Here is a 23,306-nt window from a genome sequence, read left to right on the forward strand (position 1 = left end):
GAATGCTGGTCACATGCCCATTCCGCCGTCGACCGGAAGCCCGGCGCCGGTGATGAAACGTGCCGCGTCGGAGGCGAGGAACACGACGGCGTCGGCCATGTCGGCGACCTCCCCGAGCCGCCCGGCCGGGGTCTGCCCGATCACGGCGCCGATGGCCTCTTCGACGCTGGGGAACAGGCCGACCTCGACGACGTCCTGCGCGAGCTGATTACCCATCTGGGTGGGGACGAGGCCGGGGTAGACGCAGTTGACGCGGACGCCGTAGCCGAGTTTCCCGGCCTCCATCGCGGCGACCCTGGTCAGCCGGTCGACCGCCGATTTCGTCGCCGAATAGCCCGCGATCCCGGGGAAGGCGATGGTCGCGGCGACCGAAGAGATGTTCACGACGGCGCCGCCGGTGCCCGCGGGTCCGCCGGGCCGCATCGCGCGGAAGGCGTGCTTCACGCCGAGGGCGGTGCCCAGCACGTTGACGTCGAGCATCTTGCGCACGTCGGCCGGATCCAGATCGGCGACGAGCCCGGTGATCTCGACACCGGCGTTGTTCACCACGATGTCCAGCCCGCCGAGTTCGCCGATGACCGCGGCGACCGCCTGCTCCCAGCTCTGTTCGTCGGTGACGTCGAGCCGGACGAAGCCCGCGTTGGCGCCTTTCTGCTTGATCTGGTCGGCGGTGGCGCGCCCGAGGTCCTCCTGGACGTCGCCGATGACCACCGAGGCGCCCGCCAGGGCGAGCGCTTCGGCCATCCCGGCTCCCAGGCCCTGCGCTCCACCCGTGACCAGGGCTTTCCGGCCCGAAAGGTCGTACGAACCCATGGACTTCTCCTCCTTGAGACGGTCCGCGGTTGCGGTGTGGGTCACATCCTGAGCCTGTTTTGGACAGTCGTCAAGATAATCTTGGACAGTCGTCAAGATTTCCGCGACGCTAGACTGAGGGACCCGCGGCAGGCGCGGGCTCCCGGACCGGACAGGAACTCGTGGTGACCGAGACGAGCGAGCGGATCGCACGCCGGAGCGTGGACAAGTTCGCCCAGCGCCGGGCAGAACTGGCGGACTCGACGCTGCAAGCGCTGTCCGAACTGGGGTACGCCAGGACGAGCCTGCGGGAGATCGCCCAGAAGTCGAACTTCTCGCACGGAGTGCTGCACTACTACTTCACCGACAAGGTGGAGCTGCTGACTTACGCGGTCCGCAAGTTCGAAGAAGTGTGCGTCACCCGCTACGACGAGGCCGTGGCCGCGGCGCGGTCGGCCGAAGAACTCAAGCAGGGCTTCGGCGCCGCGATGGCGGGCACGCTGCGGGCCGACGCCGCGATGCACCGGCTCTGGTACGACCTGCGGAACCAGAGCCTGTTCGAGGCCGCGTTCCGCCCCGACGTGCTCGAGATCGACACGCAGCGGCAAGCGATGATCTGGCGCGTCGTGGAACGCTATGCCGAACTCGCTGAGGCTTCGCCGGTCGTGACGCGACCGGTCGCCTATGCGGCTTTCGACGGCTTGTTCCAGCAGGCGCTGCTGCACCATCTCGCCGGCGAGGAGACCAGCCTGGCCGAGGATGCCGGGTCGTTGATGGGGCAGCTGGTTTCGTAGGCCCGGACCTTGGGTTGGACGGCACTCGTTCCGCAGCCTCCGGCAGAACCGTTGAACGCGTCAGACCTTCGGTACTACCTCCGCGATCCTCGGCGCCGCGCCTCCCGGGGACCAGAGGAGCCGGACCTGGCCGGTCACGACGCCCTCGGCGGGCAGTTCCGTGTAGCCGCCCGACATCCTGCCGATCGTGCGCCAGCCCCCGGCCGGGTCCTCGATCTGGACGTCGGCGCCCGCGCCTGCTTCCGCCGCCAGTACGACTACCTTGTCCAACGGTTTCGGCGTGGCGGAGGTGACCACGAGCGCGTCGCCGGGCATCGGTGCCGACGCCGCCGTGTACAGCGAATCGGCGTTGTTGTCCGCGGCGGCGGCCAGGTTCGATCCCGCCGGGGTGCCGGTGACCGTGTACTTCGGACTGTCCGGTGTGGACACCGTGAATTCCCGGACCACGACCCAGAAGGACTGCGGTCCGGTCGTGCGCAGGCGGACGAACCTGGCCTCGGCGCCGTCCGGAAGGTCCGCCGAGATCACCGGTTCGGTGACTGTCTTCACGGTCGTCCATCGCGTGCCGTCGGCGGAGTACTCGAGGACGCCGTCGCGCACGAAGTCGTCCGGACTGGTCGGTTTGCCCATCAGGATGTCCACATGGGACACCCGTTGCGATGAGCCGAGGTCGACGCCGATGGTGGCGCCGACGCGGGGCGCCCAGTCGCTCCAGTAATAGGTCTCGGGGTCACCGTCGACCATCCGGGCGGGCACGTTGTCGGTGTAGGTCCCCAGCGACGTCGTCGGCTGCGGCCGGATTCCCGGCAGGCCGAACCAGCGGTCTGCCGTGGCCAGCGCGCTGTTGAGGAACGGGACGCAGACCGCCGTGCAAGTGCTCGGGTTACGCGGCCCGCGCGAGGTCGGGACGCGGATCGCCTGCGCCTGCTTGAGCGCGGCGACGAGTTTCCCGCGCTCCGCCCACGCCTTCGCGCCATCGCCGTCGAACTGTGCCAGCAGCATCTTCACCGCGTGACCGCCCGCCTGGCCGTAGAGGCCGACCTGGTCGAGCCACGGTCCGACCTCGGCGAGGAACTTCGGGTTCGACGCCATCCCGTGTCGCAGCTCGTCGGGATCGGAGGCCATCGCGGTGAGATAGCGATCCAGTTTCGCCGCCGCGTCCCACGGGTCCTTCTTCTCCAGCGCGGACCAGAAAGCGGCGAGCAGGGGGCGCAACACCGGTGAATCCAGATCCGGCTTCCCGGTTTCGAGGCGGACGAGCAGACTCGAATAGTTGTTCTCCGCGAACACCTTCAGCGCCGGCGCAGCGGGGCCGCCGAGGTCGGCGATGGCGGCGAGCCACGATTCGTCCGGATCGTAGCGATCCGGGTTCCAGAGGAAGTCACCCGAGGTGAATTCGGCGATCTTGGACGCCTCCGCCTGCACCATCGGGTTCGCGGTGATCCCGGACAGATACTTCGCGACCCCGGGCTCACGGCCGATGTACGGGCCGAGCAGCAGCCGTTCGGTGATGTAGTCGTTGACCGGGTAGTTGTCCCAGATCAGGATGTCGTGCCCGAAGACCTCTTTCGCCTGCCGGGCCTGCTTCTCGGTGATCTGCCCGGCGATCACACCGACACCGGTCCACTCGACGATCACCGCCTTGTCGAGCTGAGTGCGCAGCGCGGTCTTGTACGGTGAGTCGGCGAGGTCGTAGTACTCGGTCGGGACGGTCTGGAGCCGCTCGACACCGGGATGTGTGGTGATGAAGTCCTGCTGAACCCGGTTGAGCAGGAACGATTGCGCCGCGCCCGCGGCCGCGCCGCCGGTGCCGAACAGCGCGGCGTCGGCGTCGCAGTTCCAGCGGGTGTAGGAGATGTCGTCGAGCGGGATCGCGAACGACCGCACCCCGATGTCCCACAGTGATTGGAACTTCGTGACCAGCGCGGTCTTGTCGGCGTCCGAGGAGTAGCACACGGAAAGGCCGGGGGAGAGGGCGTACGTGAACTCGACGTGGTTCGCGGCGGAACGGGCCACCAGTTGCGAGAGCAGCGCGAGCTGTTCCGGCGGGTACTGGTCGCGCCAGCGGGCACGCAGGAACGGGTCGTCCTTGGGGGAGTAGACGTACATGTTCTGCTTGGTGCGGCCGTAGAAGTCCAGCTGCGCCAGCCGATCCGCGTGCGACCACGGCGCGCCGTAGAACCCTTCGATCACGCCGCGCAGCGGGGCCGCCGGCCAGTCGCGCATGCCGAACGCGCGGCTCTTGCCGGACGCGAAGAGCTGCCGGAACGACTGCGCGGCGTAGAACGTCCCCGAAGTGTCCACACCGGACAAGGCGATCACGCCGCGGTCGGCGGCGAGGACGTATCCGCCGGGGGACAAGCCTTCGGGGCCGTCGACGCGGAGCGCGGCGAGCGCGAGGGCCGTCGCCCTGCTTTCGGTGGGACCGCCGACGAAGACGACGAGCCCGCCGTTACCGCGTTCCCGCTCGACGGCCGCCCGGTCGTTGTCGGTGATCTTGACGATCGTGCTCGCGCCCGCCGAGCGGAGCACCCGGTCGACGACGGCGAGCGCGGACGGATCCGTGCCCGCTCCGACGACTTCGACGACGGTGCGCGGGATGGTCACCTGACCCGGTCGCGGCGTCAGCTGCTGGGGTGTCGGCCACACCCGTGCCAGTGGTGGTTCGGCGGCGGGAGCCGCGCTCGCCGGTGCGGGGACCGCCACCGCCACCGTGGTCACGAGAAGCATGACCGGAATGAGTCGAAGTACCCACCCGAAGGACATCGGCCGCCCCCAAATCGTCGATCAACGACGTTCTGCGAGCAAGGAAACACCCAATGTGATGACGAAGGCTAGGTCGGTCTGGGTGATTTTCGCCAGCGACGGGCCTGCGGACTTATGACTCGTCCGTCTGTGCGGCCGCGGTCGGGGTGAGATGCCGGGTCAGCGCCTCGGCCGCCGCGTCGGCGTCGCGGGCCAGTTCGCTCGCGGTCCACATCCGGTCGAAGGTCTCGAGCAGGACGGGGTTTCCGCAGCCGTCCAGCAAGGTCGGGTGGAAGACGCGGTGGGCTTCGGACCACGCACCGCTGAGGTGCTCGCCTTTGTCGGATTCGAACGGCGGCGTCCGGCTCGGCCGGTGATGGGCGGCGCGTACGCGGGCCTCCCAGGCCGGGACGGCGAAACCGCGGTTGGGCAGTCTGTCGGCGAGGCCGTCGCCGACCACGCGTACGACCGCCAGGCTCACGCCCTGTTCTCTCGCGAGGTCCTGCGGTTTGAGCGCGGCGCCGGGGGCGTGCTCGCCACGCATGATCGCCTCCCGCAGGCGCGTGTACACCTGCTCGGAGAGCATCTGCTTGTCTCCGGTGAAGCCATCGATGAAGGATGGACGAATCGAAAGATAATCGATTATCTGTGTTATGGTCGATTTATGACCGCTGTCAATGACCCTTTCGCCCGGCTGCCCGAAGTGGCCTCCTTCCTTGTCACCAGTACGTCTGTCGCCGAAGGTGCCGCCTGGTCGCCCGATCAGTTGGCCGGTAAGGACGCCTCGCCACAACTGAGTTGGAGTGGTGCCCCGCGAGGCACCAAGAGCTACGCCGTCACCGTCTACGACCCCGACGCCCCCACCGGCTCCGGTTTCTGGCACTGGGCGGTCGCCGACATCCCCGCCACCGTGACCGAGCTGCCGGAGGGGGCCGGCGACGACAGCGGATCCGGGCTGCCCGAGGGCGCCTTCCAGCTGCCCAACGACGCTCGCCTGGCCCGTTTTCTCGGTGCCGCGCCGCCTGCCGGACACGGCGTGCACCGTTACTTCGTCGTGGTGCACGCCCTCGACGTCGAGTCGCTCGGCGTCCCGGCCGACGCCACGCCCGCGTTCCTCGGCTTCGCCATGGCCTCGCATGTGCTCGGTCGCGCCGTCCTGATCGCCACGGCCGAAACCCCGGGTGAAGAGCGCGTCGAGGTCTCGCGGCTCATCCCGGCCTCCGCCGAGGCCGTCTTCGCGGTCTTGAGTGACCCGAAGGGCCATGTCGACATCGACGCGTCAGGGATGCTCCTCGACGCGGAAGGGGACCCGGTCCGGCAGGCGGGTGACCGGTTCCTCGTCCACATGGACCGTGAAGCGCTCGGGGACGTGCCCTTGGGCAAGTACGACGTCGAGGTCGTCATCACCACGCTCGTCCCGGAACAGGAGATCGCCTGGACCGTCGAAGGCCGGGTCCGGCCGCACGCCCGGCACATCTACGGCTACCGGCTGGCGCCGGCCGAGGGCGGCACCCTCGTCACGTCGTACTACGACTGGTCGGAGGTCGGCGAGGAGTGGAAGAAACGCCTCACCTTCCCTGTGGTCCCGGTGTCCGCGCTCAAGGCCACGCTCGGGATTCTCGAACGGACGGTCCGGCGTCGAGGCGAAACACCCCCGCGCGGGCGCTGAACCCGCCAGAATGACCCCGTGCGAATACTTCCCGTCGTAGTGGCGCTCGTCTTGCTCGGTCTCGCCGGTTGTCAGGGCGAGGTGTCCGGTCAAGCCGAGCCCGAGGGCGACAGCTTCACGATCAAGGACGGGTCTCGGCTGCGGTTCCGGCCGGTGCTGGCCGAGCTCCCGCCGGGGCCGCCGACAGGTTCGGCGACCGACCGGCAGAGCACCGATCCCGCCGGGCAACAGGCCGCCGCGGCGGCGCTGGACTGTTCGGCGGGCCCGGATCCGCTGGACGGCCGGGACGATCCGGCGCTCCCGCTGGTCAGCTGCGACCGTGTGGAGGGCGTCAAATACCTGCTCGGCCCGGCGTTCCTCACCGGAGCCGACCTCAGCCGGGCGAACGCCCGGCTCGCCACGCAATCGGGAGGCCCGATCGTCGGGCTCAGTTTTACCGACGCGGGTGCGCGGACGTGGGCCGACTGGACCGCGGGGAACGTCGGCAAGCAGGTCGCGATGGTGCTGAAGAGCCGCGTACTGACCGCGCCGATGATCCAGTCCGCCATCACCGGCGGCGAAACCCAGATCACCGGCAAGTTCACCATGTCCGAAGCCCGTCAGCTGGCAAGGGACATCGCCGGCGCTTGAGAGTGGCTCCGGCACCTACTGGATTCCGGCTTCGGCTGATCGTGTAGCCCCGGTCCGTGAAGGACTCCTTCACGCACTTCAAGCGACCAGAGCGCCGGAAAGCGTCGGTCGGCGGGGTCGTGAGTAGCGATTCGGGTTAGAACCCGAATCGCCACTCACGACCACCCGGACCGAACGGCGACTACGAGACCGCGGCAGTCCCCGGACCGGCGCGGAATACGATCACCCGACCCGACGTTTGAGCGTTCAACTACTTGAGGAGTTGGACATGGGTTACGAGATCCTGGGCACCCGGCAAGAGCCGACTTTCGGCCTGGACACGTTCGGCGACGTCGAGAACGGCGCGGACGGCCAGCCGGTTAGCCAGGCCGAAGCCATCCGTCAGGTCGTGGCCGAAGGCGTCCTCGCCGACCAGGTGGGCGTGGACTACTTCGGCGTCGGCGAACATCACCGCGCGGAGATGGCGGTGTCCTCGCCGGACGTCGTGCTGGCCGAGGGCGCGGGGCAGACCGAACGGCTCCGGCTGGGCACGGCCGTCACGGTGCTCAGCTCGGACGACCCGGTGCGCGTGTACGAGCGGTTCGCCACGCTGGACGCCGTTTCCCGTGGCCGCGCCGAAGTCACACTCGGCCGGGGTTCGTTCACCGAGTCGTTCCCGCTGTTCGGGTATTCGCTGGACGACTACGAGGTGCTCTTCGCCGAGAAACTCGACCTGTTCACCCAGTTGCAGGGGGAGAAGCCGGTCGACTGGTCCGGGACCGTCCGCCCCGCGCTGGAAGGCGCGCAGGCGTTCCCGGTCACCGAATCGGGCAGGCTGCCCGCCTGGGTCGGCGTCGGCGGGACCCCGCAGTCGGTGGTTCGCGCGGCCGCGTACGGCCTGCCGCTGGTGATGGCCGTGATCGGCGGGTCGCCGGAGCGGTTCACCCCGCTCGCGGACCTGTACCGGCGCGCGGTGAAGGAGGCGGGTCACCAGGAGCTGCCGATCTCGATGCACAGCCCTGGTCACATCGCCGAGACCGACGAACTGGCCGTCGCCCAGCATTTCGCGCATCACCAGGCCGCCTTCGCCAAGATCGGCGCCGAACGGGGCTGGGGCCCGATGTCCCATGCCGACTACGACGCCATGGCCGGGTCGCGCGGCGCGCTCTTCGTCGGCTCTCCCGAAACCGTCGCGCAGAAGATCGCCTGGGCGGTGCGGACCCTCGGTCTGTCGCGATTCCAGCTCAAGTACAGCGTCGGCGCGCTTCCGCACGAGCAACGCCTGAGCTCGATCCGGCTTTACGGCGAGCAGGTCATCCCGCGCGTGAAGGAGCTGCTCGGCTAGCCTCGAAACCGTGGTGTTCGATTCCGAGCGATTCGACCTTCAGCCGTACACCGGGTTCGACATGTCCCGTTATGTCCGGCGGACCTATTGCAGCTGGGAGGATTCCGGCTGGGAGTCGCTGCTCGTCCAGCGGTTCGAGCACGTTCCGGTCGCCGAGGACCTGCGGCTGCCCGCCGTCGCGGATCTGCATCTGGTTCTGCCGCTTTCGGGGCGGGCGGTGATGGAGACCCGCGGCGAAGGCCGGTGGAACCGCCACCACTGGGGGCCGGGGCGGCTCGAACTCGCCGTTCCCGGCAGGCCGGTCCTGCGCCGCTACCGCGGGGACGAGTCGATGCGCAGCCTGCAGGTGCACCTCCCGGGCCCCACGGTGGAATCGGTCGCCGCGCGGCTGGGCGGACATGCGGTGGACCACGAGGCGATGGCGGCGTCCGTGGCCGGCGGAGATCCGTTGCTCGACGAGCTGGTCCGGGCCGTCGGGAACGCGAGGGAGAACGACGACCTCTACGCCGAATCCGCGGCCGCCTTCCTCACCGTGCACCTGCTCACGCGCCACGCGCGGAAACCGGACCCGCCGAGTGCCGGCCGGGAGGACGAACGGGTCCGCGCCGCCGTCGTGATGATGCGTGACCGGCTGGGCGACCCGCTCAGCGTCGCCGAAATCGCCGGAGAAGTGCATCTCAGCGTCTACCACTTCATCCGGGTCTTCAAGGAGAAGACCGGCGAGACACCGCATCGGTTTCTCGGCGGGCTCCGTATCGAGGAGGCGCGAAGGCTGCTGCGCGTCACCGATCTTCCGATCGCGCGGATCGCGGAGAGATGCGGATTCGCCACTCCCGGCGCCTTGTCGGCGGCTTTCCTGCGGCACACCGGATCGCGCCCCTCGGACTACCGCAATTCCTGATCGCCGCCCCGCAATCCCGCACATGGTGACCCCGGCCGCCCGTTCCTAGGGTGAGCCGGGTGAGTAGTTCTGGAACGCAGTCGTACGACGTCACCGCCGAATCGCCCGCGCCGCCCGACGCGGTGTGGGCACTGTTGCTGGACGCCCGCAGCTGGCCGGTCTGGTCACGGGTGGGGTCACTGGAAGTCGCCGCGTCGCAAGGACTTTCCGCCGACGGGCGCGACGGTGTCGGTGCGGTCCGCGCCTTCCGCACTGGCAAGACGGTCACCAAGGAGCGGATCACCGCCCTCGACCCCGAACGCCGGTTCGCCTATGAGGGGGTGGACGTCCCGGTGATGATCGATTACCGGGCCTCGGTCGAGTTGAGCGAAATGCCCGGCGGGGGAACGCGGATCCGTTGGCACGGAACGTATCGCGTGGGCAAGGGAAACGCGTGGATCTTCCGGTGGTACCTCCGCCGCTTCATGCGGGACATGGCGACCGGGCTCGCCGACCACGCCGGCGGCCCGGCCGAGAGGCCATGACGAGGATCAGTGCCGATGAGCGGCTTCGCGGTGGAAGCCCGCGATCATCGCTTCGGTACTCGGCGGGTTGAAGGGCTGACCGAGAGTGCGCATCAGCGAGTTCACGCTGGGGCGGTACATCCCGGTCTTGCAGTAGCGGGATCCTTCGAAGGCGCCGACCGTGCCGCCGTCGGGGGAGGGCTTGCCGAGCCAGGTGTACCACTTGGCGCGGCGGTCCCGCATCTGCGCGGCCGTGAGCGCGGAAGCGTTGGGCTCCCGGGGTTCGCGGGCGTCGCAGGTGCCGTAGTCGTATTCGTCGGCGAGCCCGCCGATGGAGTGCCCGAGTTCGTGGGCGACGATCTGACTGGCCTGGATGTTGCCGCCCGAGGAGGTCGCGACCCCGCCGCCGGCGCCGCCGTACTTCGTGGTGTTCGCCAGCATGATGACCTGATCGACGTCCGGCGCGGCCGCGGCGTACTGGTTCGCCTTGGTTTCGTTGACGCACAACAGCCGTTCGATGCCGCCGCACCAGAAGTACGAGCCCAGCGCGGTGTTGCGCCGGATCCCCTGCGTCGGGTCGTTGGTGATGCCGGACTGGGGTGACACCACGTCGACCTGCCAGAGGTTGAACTGCTTGCGGTAGCTCTTGTACGGCTCGATGGCGAACAGCGCCGCGATGCTGGAGCGGACGTGCTGCGAGTACGTGCCCAGCTGGGTCGAGGTGTAGCCGTCACCGACGAAGACCAGGTCGAAGGTGGTCTCGCTCGGGCCGTTGGTCTCGATCGGGGTCACCGCGGCGGCGCTCGCGATCTGCTGCGGCGCGGCGGTTCTGTCCGAAGCGGGCCGGGTGACGTCCACCCGGGTGATGGTTCCTCCTGGTTCGAAGGCCTCCATCGACGTCGTGAACCGGGGAGCCGCCGACGCCGTCGCGGGAACGAGTGCGGCGGCGAGGGTGGCGGTCAGCGCGAACACGAGACAGGCGCGTCGCATGCGTACTCCTTGCGGGGAGGTTGGGGGAGTACGAAAAACGATCCCGACTTTCGACGGCTTCCGGCACATCCCAAGTGGCCATAAGGTCCGCGTGATGGACGTCGAGTTACGTCACCTGCGCGTGGTGTGCGCCGTCGCCGACGCGGGCAGCATCACGCGCGCGGCGATCGCGATCGGGAGCACCCAGCCCGCGCTGACCGCCGCCGTGCAACGGATCGAGCGCGCGTTCGGCGGAACCCTGTTCGTCCGTGGGCGGGACGGCGTCTTCCCGACGGCGTTCGGCGAATGCGTGCTCGGCCGCGCGCGGGCGGTCCTCGCCGCGGCGGACACGATGCACCGGGACGCGGGACGCTGGCTGGCGGAAGGCGAAGAACGCCCTGTCGCGCTGGGTGGGATCGGCGGATCGATGGTCGTCGAACTGGCGGACCGGCTCGGCGATTCCGGCCGGGGGCAAGCGGTTTCGGTGACCACCGAGTTCTCGCCGTCGCGGCTGCTGGATCTCGTGGCCTGCGGACAGCTCGACGCCGCCGTCGTCGCCGACTATCCCGGGCACGTCCTGCCGTCCGCGCCGGGTGCGGTCTCGCGGCCGATCGCCACGCAACCGGTGTTCGTGGCGATCGCCGCGGACCATCCGGCCACCCGGCACGGCGAGATCGACCTCGCCGATCTCGCCGGGGAACGCTGGGTGCTCGGACCGTCCGACGGGGCAGGCTGGCCGGAGTGCTTCGAGGAAGCCTGTGCGCGGGCCGGATTCCGGCCGAAGGTCGCGCACCGGAGCACGGAACTGCGGCCCCTGCAACGCCTGATCGCGGCGGGCCGGGCGATTTCTCCTTGTCAGGTCACCTTTCCCGCCTCGCCGGGAATCGCGATCCGCGCGCTGACGGGAGATCCGTTGTGGATGCGATATCTGATCGCCTGGAGTGTCGACGGTGCCTTCGGCGGGAACAGCGATGCCTTGATCGCCGCGGCCGAGGCGGCTTACCGGTCCGACACCGAAAGCAGCCTCACCTATCGCCACTGGCTCGCCCGCCGCGGTGAACCAGTCGCACGGCGTGCCATCGGGTGACACCTGGTCGGGGAATTCCCCTTGTCGGGCAGTGGGTCCTAGCCTCGGATCACCTCATCGACGAAGGGTAAGAAATTGCGTCTGCGCGCCCTGCTGGCCGCTGCTGTCCTGACCATCACCACCGCTCCGGCCGCGCTTGCCGCGCCGGACGTCGCCCACGGCACCGATGTCCCACTCGGGCAGTTCGGGTTCGTCGCGAAGATCGCGATGACGAAGATCCCCCGCCCGGACGGCTCGACCTACACCAGTTACTGCACGGGTGCGCTGATCGCACCCGGCTGGGTCGTCACCACCGGGCACTGCTTCCACGACGCGCACCGCAAGCGGGTCGCGGGCAAGGTGCCGTATCCGACGATGGTGACGCTGGGCCTTGTCGACGAAGCGACCGAATCAGGCGTGGCCCGCAAGGCGACCGAAGTGCTGCAGGCGAAGGAAAACGACGTCGCTCTCATCAAGCTGGACACCCCGGTGACCACCGTGACCCCGCTGACGGTGAACCGGGTGCTGCCGAAGATCGGCCAGCAGCTGACGTTGGCGGGCTGGGGCAGTTTGACCGCCACGAATCCCGCTCCCGCGACCCGGATGCAGCAAGGCACCGTCCAGGTGGCGACGGTGGCCCCGGCGACGATCGGTGTCCGCGGTGCGGCGCCCTCGATCACGACCAGCGCCTGCACCTACGACTCGGGCGCGCCGTACTTCGTCCCGGGAGGCAAGAGCGGCGTCTTGGTCTCGCTGGAGGCCACCGGGCCGAATTGCCCGCACGCCGGGATCGAGACGACCTCTCGCGCGGACGTCATCGCGGACTGGATCGTCACTCACACGGGCTAGCGGGCCGTTTTGGCCGGTGGCGGATCGGGTAGTGGCGTGAGCAGGAGGTAGTGCGATGACGAGTGCTCGAATGACCGCGCCTCCGGCGCCGCCGGACCCCATGCCGCCGGATCCCGGGATGCCCGAACCCGGGATCCCCGAACCGGTGCCGGACCCTGGCAGGCCAGAGCCGGTCCCGGACCCCGGGGTGCCCGAACGGCTCCCCGATCCGGGGCCGGACCGCCCGGTCCCGGAACCCGAGAGCCCGCCGGAAGCCCAGCCGGGACCGGCGGGACTCAGAGGGTGAACGCGAGCCAGAGCGCGAGCCAGGCGCAGGCCGCGACCGCGACGACGACCGCGAACACCCGCAGACCGGCGGTGGCGATCCGGAGCGACGCGGTGCCGTGGTGCGGACGGTGGTGCTGTCGGTGATTGCCCATGGTGCCGCCCTCCCTTCAAGATCACCTTCCGTCGTCCGCGCGTTCTTCGCAGCGGGGATGAGCTGCCCGGGTGACCCCATCCGGGTGAGGACTGCTCGCGTGGGTCGTCAGAGCCAGCCGTTGTGGGCGGCGAACACCCCCAGCTGAAACCTGCTGGAGACGCCCGCCCGATCCATCAGGGTTTCGAGGTAGCGGAACAGGGTGCGCCTGCTGACGCCGAGCGAGGCGGCGATCTCGTCGTCCTTGAGCCCGGCGGCGAGCAGGATCAGCAGCTGCCGCTCGATCGGCCGGATCGGCTGCTCGGCCATTCGTCCTTGCCGGTCGAGCGGGAGCGCCGCGGCCCAGGACGTTTCGAACAGTCCCTCCAGCGCGGAGAAGAGGCTGCACGGGCGCACGACGACGATGGACTGGTTGCGATCGGCCTCGCGGATGGTCAAGGCGATGGTGGCCGCACGGTCGTCGAAGAGCGTCAGTTTCACCGGGAGCTCAGGCAGGAGGCGTGCCTGTTCGCCCGCCCGAAGGCACGGCAGGATGTTCTCGGCGAGATAACCGGGATTGCCGAACGACGCTCCACTGTAGACACAGCGGTAGGTGATCCCGCGCCGCAGTTGCTCCTCCTCCAGCAGATTCCGGCGGCCACCGGTGAAGTAGGGCGGGGAATCGAGACGGCGCACCTGATGCCGCACCGTGGTCGCGAGCTGCCGCAGGCGGGGGATGATGGCGTCGCCGGTGACCACTTCGAACAGGTCCTGCGCGTTCGGCATCCCCGAATGCGCCCGGCGGAAGACGCGATACGCGGTCTGGACCGCGAGCCGCGCGTCGTGGAGCTCGGCTTGCCGCCGCGTGGTCAGCGCCGTCAGCGCTTCGCTCGGGTTCGCGGGGAGGAACTCGGCCCCGTCCACTCCGGACGGCACGGCGAGTCCGGCGTCGGCCAGCTCTTTCAGTGCCAGCCGGACCGTCTCCGCGTCGTCCTCCCGGCAGACCAGGCCCTCGGCGGTGACGGGCGCGGACTCGAGCATCTGGAGATAGGTCCGGGCGGCGGTCTCGCCGACGCCGAGTCTGATCAGCTGTGCGGCGAGCCCGTCCGAGGACACGCTTAGATGCCCGAAGTGTTGCGGATCCAGGTGCGGTTCGCCGAGATCGCGGTGTGCGTCGAGCTGTCCACCTTGTTGCCGGCGATGTGCACGCCGACCTGCTTGCCACCGACGAAAACCGGCCCGCCCGAGTCGCCGCCGTTGGTCAGTCCGTTGCCCCGGCGTGCCTTGATCAGTCCATTCCCGACACTGGTCACCGTCATCCGGGCGACCTTGAGGTAGCGCTGCAGGTCGCCGTCTTCGTTGTAACCCCAGCCATAAACGTATTCGGTGTCTCCGACGGCGACGGAGGTGCCAAGGGACGCATAGGTCGTGCTCACCGAGCGGTCGAGCCGCAGCAGCGCGATGTCGGCGCCGCTGGACGGCGTGTAGATGTCGGCCACCACGGCGTACGTCCCGGCCTGGTGGTCGACATCGCCCACCCGGACCGAGTATTCGGCGCCAGGCTCGTCGACGCAGTGCTCGGCGGTGAGCACCCAGCGGGCGCCGATGATCGAACCGGAGCACCACTGCCGGCCGTTCTGTTCGATCATGGCCGCCCACGGGCCGGATTGGGCGTATTCGCCGTCGATGATGGGGGCGGCGCCGACGGCCGGAGCGACCGTCGTGAGCCCGGCCGCGCACAGCAGGGCGGTGAGGAGAACTCGGATGCGCATGGGTGCCTTCCAATGCAGGGGAATCGGGGAAAGCGACGGATCACCCGTTCACGGCCGCGGCGGATCACCAGGGATCGCCCGGCCGGATCCGTTACCGGTTTTCCCATGCTAGGCAGGCGGATACGGCGGTCGATAGCGACTAAAGACGGGATAAGGCCGCACCGGACCTGGGCTTTCGGCACGGTAGTGCCGATGGCACCGATGTGTCACGGAAGGCGGCTGGGGCCTGGGCCAGGTGCGCCCAATGTGGCATTGGGGACGCTCGGCGACCCCAATGCCACATTGGGCGCACCGAACGAGCTACGGCGACGCTTCACCAGCGTCTCAAGGCTCGCCGTAGTTCCGTGAAGGCCTCCTTGAGGGACCCAGAGTCCCTCAAGGAGGCCTTCACGGACCTCGCTGGTCATCGACGACGGGGCTTGGGATCGAGTAGTTCCTCGGCGAGGAGAATGGCCCGGTCCGAAAGCGTGGCGGACAGCCGCTCCACCGAATCGCCGATCCGGCCCGCTTCCCGTCGCACGCCCTCGCCCACGGGCTTGCTGTGCCGATCGGCGAGTCCCGCGAGCCTGCTCCCGGAGACCAGGACCAGATCGGCGAGGTGCTCGCCGAGTTCGGTCAGCCGGTTCGCCGTCCTGCCCGCTCGTCGGGCCACGAGGTCCTCGGTCTCCCGTCGCAGCTCCCGGACGGCGGACCTCGACTCGCTTGTCGTCCCGGTGAGCGCGGACTTCAGGGTTTTCGTCACGTCCATCAGGAATCGACCTCCACGCGGATTGCCTGATTTGAGTGTACAGCCGTACTCTGAGTCAGCGGAACACGCAACTCACATTCCGTTGTTGCATAAGAAATAAGCCCAGAACCGGTGAACGCTCGTAGGCTGAATAGCACACCTGACTGGCTCATCAGGCCAGCCCACAAGGTGGGTAGTCGCAAAATTTCTGAAACGTGTCAACTTCTTGCATCCTGTCCCCGGTTTGTTGCATGCTCGTACGGCTCTGGCTCCCTCCCCGCCGTCTCAAAGAAGAGAAGACGCCATGACACGTATGCGCCTGTCCCGGCTCATCGCCGGTTTCCTGGTCACGGGGCTTTCCGTCGCCGGACTCTCCCTCGCTTCCGCCGCGAGCGGGCCACCTCCCGATCCCGCCGCCCCACCAGGTCCCGCCGCGCTCGCCGAGGTGCCGTTGACCCGCACGGTGTCGGCGAGCAGCGCGCTGCCGGGTTACCCCGTGGCGAACGCCGTCGACGGAAATCAGGAGAGCTACTGGGAATCCGCCAGCAACGCGTTCCCGCAGTGGATCCAGGCCGACCTCGGCACGGCCAAAACCCTCTCGCGGATCGTGCTGAAACTGCCGTCGGGCTGGGAATCCCGGACACAGACGCTGGCCGTGCGCGGGAGCACCGACGGCGCGGCGTTCACCGACCTCGCCGCGCCGGTCGGCTACACGTTCACCCCCGGCTCGAACACGGTCACGATCCCGATGACCGCGTCGGCCCGCTACGTGCGTCTGCAAGTCACCGCGAACACGCGATGGCCGGCCGCGCAGCTCGCGGAGTTCGAGCTGTACGGGCCGGACACCGGTGACACGCAGGCGCCGAGCGCGCCCGCGAACCTCGCGCTGACCGAGCCCGCCGCCGGGCAGATCCGGCTGAGCTGGGCGGCCTCGGCCGACAACGTCGGGGTCACCGGCTACACCGTCTACCGCGACGGCACGCCGGTCACCACGATCACCGGCACCACCTTCACCGAGGGCAGGCCCACCGGGACGCGGGTCGAGTATTTCGTGCGCGCCAAGGACGCGGCAGGCAACGAATCCGGCGACAGCAACCACGTCGTGCGCTCCGGGACGAGCGCGGGCGCGAACCTGGCGGCGGGCAAACCGATCGAGGCCACCTCGGCGGTCCACTCGTTCGTTCCCGCCAACGCCAACGACAACAACACCGCGACGTACTGGGAATCCGCCGCGGGCTATCCGAACTCGCTGACGGTGAAGCTCGGGACCGACGCGGACGTCGACTCGGTCGTCGTGAAACTCAATCCGGACGCGATCTGGGGCGCGCGGACGCAGAACTTCGAGATTCTCGGCCGCGCGCAGGGCGCCACCGCGTTCACCGCCCTGTCGGCGCGGGCGGATCACCGCTTCGACCCGGCCACCAACCAGAACTCGGTGGTCATCCCGGTCAGCGGGCGTGCGTCGGACGTGCGCTTGCAGTTCTTCGCCAACTCCGGTGCGCCAGGCGGCCAGGTCGCGGAGTTCCAGGTGATCGGCACTCCGGCGCCGAATCCGAACCTGGTCGTCACGGGCACGAGCTGGACGCCCGCCGACCCGACGGAGACCAGCAAGGTCGCCGTGTCGGCGACGGTGAAGAACATCGGCACCGCGAACGCGGGCGCGACGACCGTGAACGCCGCCCTCGGCGGCACCGTCGTCGGCGAAGCGGCGGTCGGTGCTCTCGCGGCAGGCGCGTCCACCACGGTGACGGTCGACGCGGGGACGCGGCCGCAGGGCACGTATACCGTGGCCGCCACCGTCGACCCGGCAGGCTCAGTGGCCGAGCAGAACGAAACCGACAACACCTACACCTCGCCGACGCCGCTGGTCGTCGCGCAGTCGCCGGGTCCCGACCTCGAGGTCGCCGGCATCACCTCGAACCCGCCGAACCCGTCGGCCGGTTCGGCGGTGTCGTTCACCGTCGCGGTGCACAACCGCGGCACGAGCGGCGCGGGCGCCTCGGTGACCCGGCTGGCCGTCGGCGGCACCACGCTGACCGGCGCCACCGGCGCGATCGAGGCGGGAGCCACCGCGAACGTCGCGATCTCGGGCACGTGGACCGCCGCGGACGGAGGCGCGACCCTGACCGCGACGGCCGACGCGACCGGCACGGTCACGGAGACCAACGAGGCCAACAACGCCCTCTCGCGGGCGATCGTGGTTGGCCGCGGCGCGGCGGTCCCGTACGTCGAGTACGAGGCGGAAACCGCGCAGTACCAAGGAGAACTGCTGGTGGCGGATCCGCTGCGCACCTTCGGCCACACGAACTTCGCGACCGAGTCCTCCGGCCGCGAATCCGTGCGGCTGGCGAATCAGGGTCAGTACGTGGAGTTCACGTCGGCGAACCAGGCGAACTCCATCGTCGTGCGCAACTCCATCCCCGACGCTCCCGGCGGTGGCGGACAGGACGCGACGATCAGCCTGTACGTCAACGGGACGTTCGCGCAGAAACTGACGCTGTCGTCCAAGCACAGCTGGCTCTACGGCAGCACCGACGATCCCGAAGGCCTGACCAACACCCCGCAGGCCAACGCGCGGCGGCTGTTCGACGAGTCGCACGCGCTGCTGTCGCAGTCGTATCCGCCGGGCACGAAGTTCAAGCTGCAGCGGGACAGCGGTGACAACGCGGCGTTCTACATCGTCGACCTCATCGATCTGGAGCAGGTCGCCCCGGCGTCGGCGAAGCCCGCGAACTGCACGTCGATCACGGAGTACGGCGCGGTGCCGAACGACGGGAACGACGATTCGGCGGCGGTCCAGCGCGCGGTGACCGACGACCAGAACGGCGTGATCGGCTGTGTCTGGATCCCGGCGGGGCAGTGGCGGCAGGAGAAGAAGATCCTGACCGACGACCCGAACGTGCCCAACGGCGGCGGCCAGTACAACCAGATCGGCATCTCCAACGTGACGATCCGCGGCGCCGGAATGTGGCATTCGCAGCTGTACTCGCTGACGGAGCCGCAGAACGCGGGCGGTATCAACCATCCGCACGAAGGCAATTTCGGGTTCGACATCGACAAGAACACGCAGATCTCCGACATCGCCATCTTCGGTTCCGGCCGGATCCGCGGCGGCGACGGCGGCGCGGAAGGCGGCGTCGGTCTCAACGGCCGGTTCGGCACCGGCACGAAGATCTCGAACGTGTGGATCGAGCACGCCAACGTGGGTGCGTGGGTCGGCCGGGACTACACCAACCTCCCGGCGCTCTGGGGCCCGGGCGACGGTCTCGAGTTCAGCGGTATGCGGATCCGGAACACCTATGCCGACGGCATCAACTTCACCAACGGCACCCGGAACTCGAAGGTGTTCAACTCGTCGTTCCGCACCACCGGTGACGACTCGCTCGCGGTGTGGGCGAACCAGTACGTGAAGGACCCGTCGCAGGACATCGCGCACGACAACGTGTTCGCCAACAACACGATCCAGCTTCCCTGGCGTGCCAACGGGATCGCGATCTACGGCGGCTACGGCAACAAGATCGAGAACAACGTCGTCCACGACACGATGAACTATCCGGGCATCATGCTGGCGACGGATCATGATCCGCTGCCGTTCTCCGGGCAGACGCTCATCGCGAACAACGCCCTGTACCGCTGCGGCGGCGTGTTCTGGGGCGAGCAGCAGGAGTTCGGCGCGATCACGTTCTTCGCGCAGGGCAAGGACATTCCCGGGGTCGTGGTGCGGGATACGGAGATCCACGACTCGACCTACGACGGTATCCAGTTCAAGACGGGTGGCGGAGTCGTGACCGCGGCCGTCACGAACGTGAAGATCGACAAGTCGAACAACGGGGCAGGCATCCTCGCGATGAGTGGCGCCCGCGGCAGCGCGACCTTGACGAACGTGACGATCACGAATTCGGCGGGCGGCGACGTCGTCCGTGAGCCGGGATCGCAGTTCGTGATCAACGGCGGACCGGTGCCGGCGGTGGTCTCCTCGGGCCGCCGCGGTACGAGGTAAGGAAAGTCGTCAGCGGCCGGAGCGGGCGACCGCTCCGGCCGCTTTCACGTCCGGGGGCTCAAACCCGCCACGGCCAGCCGGAACAGCCGGTTCGCCTGTGCGGCCGGATCCGGGTGGTGCTCGGTCGCCAGGACGATGCCGACGATCATCGTGATCAGATCCGCGACGGTGACCTCCGGCGCCACCACGCCGTCCTGGGCGGCTTGACGGAGCAGCGGGCTTCCGGCGTCCTCGATGGCGGCGGAACAGGAGTTCTCGTGGGTCGGGCCGTCGTAGGCGAGTGCGGCCGCCAGGCCACGGGCGGCGACGCAGTAGGTGACGACCTCGTCGAGCCAGGTCAGGAGTGCCTTCCGGCTGTCGCCCTCGCCGGTCAGTTCGGCGGCGCGGGCGCACAGCGCCGCGATCCGTTTCGCGGAGACCGCTTCCAGCAGGGCCCGGCGGGTGGGGAAGTGGCGGCGGACGGTCGCCGAGCCGACGTTGGCGGTGCGTGCGATCTGCTCCAAGGAGGCACTGGAGCCGTGGGCCGCCACCTCCTCCTCGGCCACCGCGAGGATACGCGCGTAATTGCGCCGTGCGTCGGCGCGTTGGCCGTCGGACATGTCTTCACCTCGGCGTTTGCGTAAGTGGCGGGCCCCGCCATATGGTAGCGGACGATAAGTGGCGGGCCCCGCCACTTAGCTTTCCGAAGGAGCGAACATGTCCTCAGCACCCGTTTTGGTCACCGGCGCCACCGGCAGGCAGGGCGGTGCGACCGCCCGTGCCCTGCTCGCCGCCGGTGTTCCCGTCCGCGCGCTGGTGCGTGACCCGGCCAAGGCGAAGGCCGTCGAGGCGCTCGGCGCCGAACTCGTCGTCGGCGATCTGCACGACATCGATTCCGTGATCCGGGCGGCCAAGGGGGCCCGCGCCGTCTTCTCGGTGCAGATGCCCGGCGTGAGCGCGGAAGGGTTCGATTTCGTCGGGGAGGTGACTCAAGGCGTCAATCTCATCGAAGCCGCGAAAGCGGCCGGCGTGCCTCAGTTCGTGCACACCTCGGTTTCGGGAGCCGGTCAGCACGTGGACGCGGACGGATGGGCCGAAGGGCGCTGGAGTTCGATGGAGCCCACGCTGGGCGCCAAGGCGGCGATCCAGGACCGTCTCCGCGAGGCGGGCTTTCCGCGGTGGACCTTGCTCAAGCCGGGCTTCTTCATGGAGAACTTCCTGCCCGACATGAAGTTCCTGTTCCCGCGCGGGGTCGGCGGCGGCCTGGTGAGCGTCATCAAGCCGTCGACTTCCCTCTCGCTGGCCGCCGTCGACGACATCGGCACCGCGGCCGCCGCGGCCATCGCCGAACCGGAGCGGTTCTCTGGCGTCGAACTCGAGCTCGCGAGCGACTTCCTGACCATGGCGGAGATCGCCGAGGTCCTTTCCGATGTGCTGGGCACGCGGCTGCCCGCCCCGGACATGACCGTGGAGCAGGCGGTCGCGGCCGGGATGCCGCCGATGGGCGCCTCGCACGAGTGGCTGAACGTGGTCGGCCAGCCGGGGCGGCCGCGATACGCGCGAGAGCTCGGCGTTCCGCTCACCGACTTCGCCGCCTGGGCACGGAAGTACCTCGCGTAGAGGTGATCGTTTGACAAAGCGGAACGCTGCTCCGTATGTTTGTGGAACAGTGCTCCGCTTATCGCGGCGCCGTCACGCAAAGGGGAAGACTCACCATGAGCGCCACACCTGTCCTCTCGATCGCCCCGGTGGTCCTTCCGACGCCGGATCGGGCCGTGGACCTGCGGCTGCGGCTCTCCGCGCCGACGACCGGAAGCGAGTTGCCGGTCATCCTGCTGTCGCACGGTCAGGGCCCGTCGAACCATCTCTCGTCGCTGAACGGCTACGCCCCGCTCGTGAACTACTGGGCGGCGCACGGCTTCGTCGTCATTCAGCCCACGCATCTGAGCTCGCGGACACTGAACCTGCCGTCCGGCGACCCGGAAGCGCCGCTGTACCAACGGTCCAGGGCCGAGGACATGATCCGGATCCTCGACCGGCTCGACGAGATCGAGGACGTCGTCCCCTTCCTGCGTGGTCGGCTGGATCGGGCCAGGATCGCCGTGGCCGGGCACTCGATGGGCGGGCACACCGCGAGCCTTCTGCTGGGCGCGCGGTACACCGATCCCCGCGGCGGTGAGGAGATCGACCTCGCCGAGCCCCGGATCTCGGCCGGTGTCCTGCTCGCCGCACCCGGCCGCGGTGGCGACGCCGTCACCGAATTCGTGGCCGAGAACTACACGTTCTTCCTCAGCACCGACTTCTCCGCGATGACGACGCCCGCGCTCGTCGTCGCGGGGGAGAAGGACGCCTCGACCCATCTGACGGTTCGCGGTCCGGAATGGCATACCGACCCGTACTTCCTTTCGCCGGGCCGCAAGACGCTCCTCACCCTGGTCGACGCGGAGCATGGGCTCGGCGGGGTGTCCGGCTACGACGTCGCCGAGACGACGGACGAGAACCCCGAGCGTGTGGCCGCGGTGCAGCGCCTCACCTGGGCGTACCTTCGCTCCGAGCTTTACCCGGGAGACAGCGCCTGGCGGGTGGCGTGCGAGGAGCTGGCCGCGGCGCCGGATCCGCTCGGCCGGGTCGAGGCGAAGGATTGAAGTAAGGTGATCCGGTTCGTCAGAGCATCGGGATCTCGGCCCACACCGTTTTGTATTCGGTGCCGGTGTTCACGCCCCACTGTGCGCTGATCGCCTCGACCAGCGCCAACCCTCGCCCACGGGGGCTTGTCGGATCCCGTTCGGTCACGCGGCGCGGCCGCAGGAGCGGGCGGTGGTCGTCGACTTCCACGCGGACGACGTCCCTGTCCGAGGGCAGGGAGACCCTGAGTTCGCAGACGCCGTTCGCGTGTTCGTGCGCGTTGGTGACCAGTTCGGTGGTCAGCAGTTCGGTGTCCGCGATGGTGGTGCGGTCGACCTCGCCGAGCTGCTCTCGCAGCCAGGCCCTTACCTTTCCCAGCGGCGGGGCGATGCCGGCGGGGAATTCGTAAGCCTGCCGTGTTCCCGTGATACCCACGCGTGTCTCCTTAGCGGGTTTCCCAGCTTGGCCAAGAGCATGGGTGCAGTCTCGGGATACCCAAGGAGAGTGGCGTTCACACGCGGGATGGTCCGGCGATCGCGGTGACCCTGATCTCGACCCGCATCTTCGGCGCGCCGAGGGCGGGGACGCCGATCTCCGTCCAGATCGGCGCGCGGTCGCCCATGCGCTCGCGGAACTGCTCGACCATCACGCGGTTGTGGACCTCGCCGATGAAACCCGGCGTCTCCGGGACGTGGTACGAGTTCACGGCGATCACATCGCGCCAGGTCGCGCCGGCGGTGGCGAGGGTCCGCTCGACGTTCTCGAAGGCCCGGACGATTTCCTCCTCCAGGTCCGCGGGGAAGTTCAAGTCGTCGTCCCAGCCCCCTTGTCCCGAGATCTCGATGCGATCGCCGACGCGCACTGCCTGGCTGTAGCGCATCTCGGCGAGTTGCCGGTCGCCGTATCCGGGAGTGGCGAAGAACTCCGGCTGGGTCATGGTGGATCCTCTCGTTGACTTCATGCTTGAAGTCAACGTAGCACGATTTGACTTCACGTGTGAAGTCGTCTGGTTCTGGGTAAGGTTCCGCCATGGCCACCCCGGACCCGGACGAAGCACTGTGGCTGACCCCTGCCGAAAAGGAGGCCTGGACCGGGCTGGTCTCTTTGGTCCTCCTGCTGCCGGGGCGGCTGGAGTCGCCGTTACAGCATGACGCCGGGCTGACGCTGTTCGAATATCTGACCCTCAGTCACATTTCCGAAGCCCCGGAGCGACGACTGCGGATGAGCGAACTGGCCTACCTCGCGAACGGCTCGCTCTCGCGCCTGTCCAATGTGGTCAAACGCTTCGAGCAGCGAGGGTGGGTGGAGCGGACCCCTGACCCGAGTGACGGCCGGTACACCCTCGCCGTGCTCACGGACGACGGCTACGAAGTCGTGGCCGCGGCGGCGCCCACGCACGTCCGTTCGGTGCGGGATCTCGTCCTCGACCCCTTGACCGCGGAAGATCAGCAGGCGCTGGCCCGCATCGCCGCCAAATTGCGGACACGGCCGGTCGATCTCGCCTAGGTCTCACTTCGAGGCGGTCGATGGTGCGCGCGAACACGAAGGGGGGAACTCTCGTGTT

24 protein-coding genes are annotated in these 23,306 nt (G+C 68.8%); 13 read left to right on the forward strand and 11 right to left on the reverse strand.

Annotated elements, in window-relative coordinates:
* Window positions 1-9: 9 nt before the first annotated feature.
* Window positions 10-858: an SDR family NAD(P)-dependent oxidoreductase gene (locus tag DL990_RS29000; protein ID WP_233620606.1), complete on the reverse strand. Its 849-nt coding sequence runs from the start codon at window positions 856-858 to the stop codon at window positions 10-12.
* Between the two features lie 119 nt (window positions 859-977).
* Here DL990_RS29000 and DL990_RS29005 point away from each other — a divergent pair, with 119 nt between their 5' ends.
* Window positions 978-1,586: a TetR/AcrR family transcriptional regulator gene (locus DL990_RS29005; RefSeq protein WP_125800558.1), complete on the forward strand. Its 609-nt coding sequence runs from the start codon at window positions 978-980 to the stop codon at window positions 1,584-1,586.
* 60 nt (window positions 1,587-1,646) lie between these two features.
* On the opposite strand, the gene DL990_RS29010 is transcribed toward DL990_RS29005, so the two are convergent.
* Both DL990_RS29010 and DL990_RS29015 read right to left on the reverse strand, forming a co-directional pair.
* Window positions 1,647-4,316: a beta-N-acetylglucosaminidase domain-containing protein gene (locus DL990_RS29010; RefSeq protein WP_233620607.1), complete on the reverse strand. Its 2,670-nt coding sequence runs from the start codon at window positions 4,314-4,316 to the stop codon at window positions 1,647-1,649.
* A 148-nt stretch (window positions 4,317-4,464) separates the two neighbouring features.
* A complete protein-coding gene (locus tag DL990_RS29015) occupies window positions 4,465-4,917 on the reverse strand; it encodes an FCD domain-containing protein (RefSeq protein WP_125800559.1) in 453 nt (150 codons plus the stop codon).
* A 78-nt stretch (window positions 4,918-4,995) separates the two neighbouring features.
* On the opposite strand from DL990_RS29015, the gene DL990_RS29020 reads away from it, so the two are divergent.
* The 5 genes from DL990_RS29020 (at window position 4,996) to DL990_RS29040 (ending at window position 9,379) form a co-directional block, all read left to right on the forward strand.
* Window positions 4,996-6,000, forward strand: a complete 1,005-nt coding sequence (locus tag DL990_RS29020) for a YbhB/YbcL family Raf kinase inhibitor-like protein (protein WP_125800560.1) — start codon at window positions 4,996-4,998, stop codon at window positions 5,998-6,000.
* 18 nt (window positions 6,001-6,018) lie between these two features.
* Entirely contained in the window at window positions 6,019-6,630 is a 612-nt protein-coding gene (locus DL990_RS29025) for a precorrin-3B C(17)-methyltransferase (protein ID WP_125800561.1), read from the forward strand.
* A gap of 268 nt (window positions 6,631-6,898) precedes the next feature.
* Complete coding sequence (locus tag DL990_RS29030) at window positions 6,899-7,954, forward strand: LLM class flavin-dependent oxidoreductase (protein ID WP_125800562.1); 1,056 nt, start codon at window positions 6,899-6,901, stop codon at window positions 7,952-7,954.
* Window positions 7,955-7,964: 10 nt separating this feature from the next.
* Window positions 7,965-8,855, forward strand: coding sequence for an AraC family transcriptional regulator (locus DL990_RS29035; protein ID WP_125800563.1), 891 nt, complete (start codon window positions 7,965-7,967; stop codon window positions 8,853-8,855).
* A gap of 59 nt (window positions 8,856-8,914) precedes the next feature.
* On the forward strand, window positions 8,915-9,379 hold the full coding sequence (locus DL990_RS29040) for an SRPBCC family protein (protein WP_125800564.1): 465 nt from the start codon (window positions 8,915-8,917) through the stop codon (window positions 9,377-9,379).
* Window positions 9,380-9,385: 6 nt separating this feature from the next.
* Here DL990_RS29040 and DL990_RS29045 read toward each other — a convergent pair whose 3' ends face one another.
* Window positions 9,386-10,348, reverse strand: a complete 963-nt coding sequence (locus DL990_RS29045) for a M64 family metallopeptidase (protein WP_125784709.1) — start codon at window positions 10,346-10,348, stop codon at window positions 9,386-9,388.
* 94 nt (window positions 10,349-10,442) lie between these two features.
* Between DL990_RS29045 and DL990_RS29050 the strand changes: the two genes are divergently transcribed.
* The 3 genes from DL990_RS29050 to DL990_RS29060 all read left to right on the forward strand — a co-directional run bounded on the left by DL990_RS29050 (window position 10,443) and on the right by DL990_RS29060 (window position 12,528).
* The gene (locus DL990_RS29050; RefSeq protein WP_125784708.1) at window positions 10,443-11,414 is read left to right on the forward strand and encodes a LysR family transcriptional regulator; all 972 of its coding nucleotides are present in this window, start codon (window positions 10,443-10,445) and stop codon (window positions 11,412-11,414) included.
* 75 nt (window positions 11,415-11,489) lie between these two features.
* Complete coding sequence (locus DL990_RS29055; RefSeq protein ID WP_125800565.1) at window positions 11,490-12,242, forward strand: trypsin-like serine protease; 753 nt, start codon at window positions 11,490-11,492, stop codon at window positions 12,240-12,242.
* 55 nt (window positions 12,243-12,297) lie between these two features.
* Complete coding sequence (locus DL990_RS29060) at window positions 12,298-12,528, forward strand: hypothetical protein (protein ID WP_125784706.1); 231 nt, start codon at window positions 12,298-12,300, stop codon at window positions 12,526-12,528.
* Here the strand turns inward: DL990_RS29060 and DL990_RS41555 are convergent.
* The 4 genes from DL990_RS41555 to DL990_RS29075 all read right to left on the reverse strand — a co-directional run bounded on the left by DL990_RS41555 (window position 12,518) and on the right by DL990_RS29075 (window position 15,159).
* Window positions 12,518-12,661, reverse strand: coding sequence for a hypothetical protein (locus DL990_RS41555; protein ID WP_199746653.1), 144 nt, complete (start codon window positions 12,659-12,661; stop codon window positions 12,518-12,520). The genes DL990_RS29060 and DL990_RS41555 overlap by 11 nt on opposite strands.
* Window positions 12,662-12,768: 107 nt before the next feature.
* Window positions 12,769-13,755, reverse strand: a complete 987-nt coding sequence (locus DL990_RS29065; RefSeq protein ID WP_125800566.1) for a helix-turn-helix domain-containing protein — start codon at window positions 13,753-13,755, stop codon at window positions 12,769-12,771.
* 2 nt (window positions 13,756-13,757) lie between these two features.
* Entirely contained in the window at window positions 13,758-14,411 is a 654-nt protein-coding gene (locus DL990_RS29070) for a trypsin-like serine protease (RefSeq protein ID WP_125784704.1), read from the reverse strand.
* Window positions 14,412-14,814: 403 nt separating this feature from the next.
* A complete protein-coding gene (locus DL990_RS29075; RefSeq protein ID WP_125784703.1) occupies window positions 14,815-15,159 on the reverse strand; it encodes a hypothetical protein in 345 nt (114 codons plus the stop codon).
* Between the two features lie 283 nt (window positions 15,160-15,442).
* Here DL990_RS29075 and DL990_RS29080 point away from each other — a divergent pair, with 283 nt between their 5' ends.
* Window positions 15,443-19,138, forward strand: a complete 3,696-nt coding sequence (locus DL990_RS29080) for a CARDB domain-containing protein (RefSeq protein WP_233620608.1) — start codon at window positions 15,443-15,445, stop codon at window positions 19,136-19,138.
* Window positions 19,139-19,182: 44 nt separating this feature from the next.
* Here the strand turns inward: DL990_RS29080 and DL990_RS29085 are convergent, their stop codons facing one another.
* Window positions 19,183-19,737: a TetR/AcrR family transcriptional regulator gene (locus tag DL990_RS29085; protein WP_125784702.1), complete on the reverse strand. Its 555-nt coding sequence runs from the start codon at window positions 19,735-19,737 to the stop codon at window positions 19,183-19,185.
* Between the two features lie 97 nt (window positions 19,738-19,834).
* On the opposite strand from DL990_RS29085, the gene DL990_RS29090 reads away from it, so the two are divergent.
* The gene (locus tag DL990_RS29090; protein ID WP_125784701.1) at window positions 19,835-20,737 is read left to right on the forward strand and encodes an NmrA family NAD(P)-binding protein; all 903 of its coding nucleotides are present in this window, start codon (window positions 19,835-19,837) and stop codon (window positions 20,735-20,737) included.
* Between the two features lie 35 nt (window positions 20,738-20,772).
* Window positions 20,773-21,762 (forward strand): chlorophyllase, encoded by a 990-nt coding sequence (locus DL990_RS29095; protein ID WP_125800567.1) that lies wholly within the window; start codon window positions 20,773-20,775, stop codon window positions 21,760-21,762.
* A 19-nt stretch (window positions 21,763-21,781) separates the two neighbouring features.
* Here DL990_RS29095 and DL990_RS29100 read toward each other — a convergent pair whose 3' ends face one another.
* Window positions 21,782-22,177, reverse strand: a complete 396-nt coding sequence (locus DL990_RS29100) for an ATP-binding protein (RefSeq protein WP_125800568.1) — start codon at window positions 22,175-22,177, stop codon at window positions 21,782-21,784.
* A gap of 76 nt (window positions 22,178-22,253) precedes the next feature.
* A complete protein-coding gene (locus DL990_RS29105) occupies window positions 22,254-22,679 on the reverse strand; it encodes a RidA family protein (protein ID WP_125800569.1) in 426 nt (141 codons plus the stop codon).
* Between the two features lie 92 nt (window positions 22,680-22,771).
* On the opposite strand from DL990_RS29105, the gene DL990_RS29110 reads away from it, so the two are divergent.
* Window positions 22,772-23,248 carry a MarR family winged helix-turn-helix transcriptional regulator gene (locus tag DL990_RS29110; RefSeq protein ID WP_125784697.1) on the forward strand — a complete coding sequence of 159 codons (477 nt, stop codon included), beginning with the start codon at window positions 22,772-22,774 and terminating at the stop codon, window positions 23,246-23,248.
* Window positions 23,249-23,306: the final 58 nt, after the last annotated feature.

The sequence above is a fragment of the Amycolatopsis sp. WAC 01416 genome, assembly GCF_003947485.1.
Taxonomy (GTDB): domain Bacteria; phylum Actinomycetota; class Actinomycetes; order Mycobacteriales; family Pseudonocardiaceae; genus Amycolatopsis.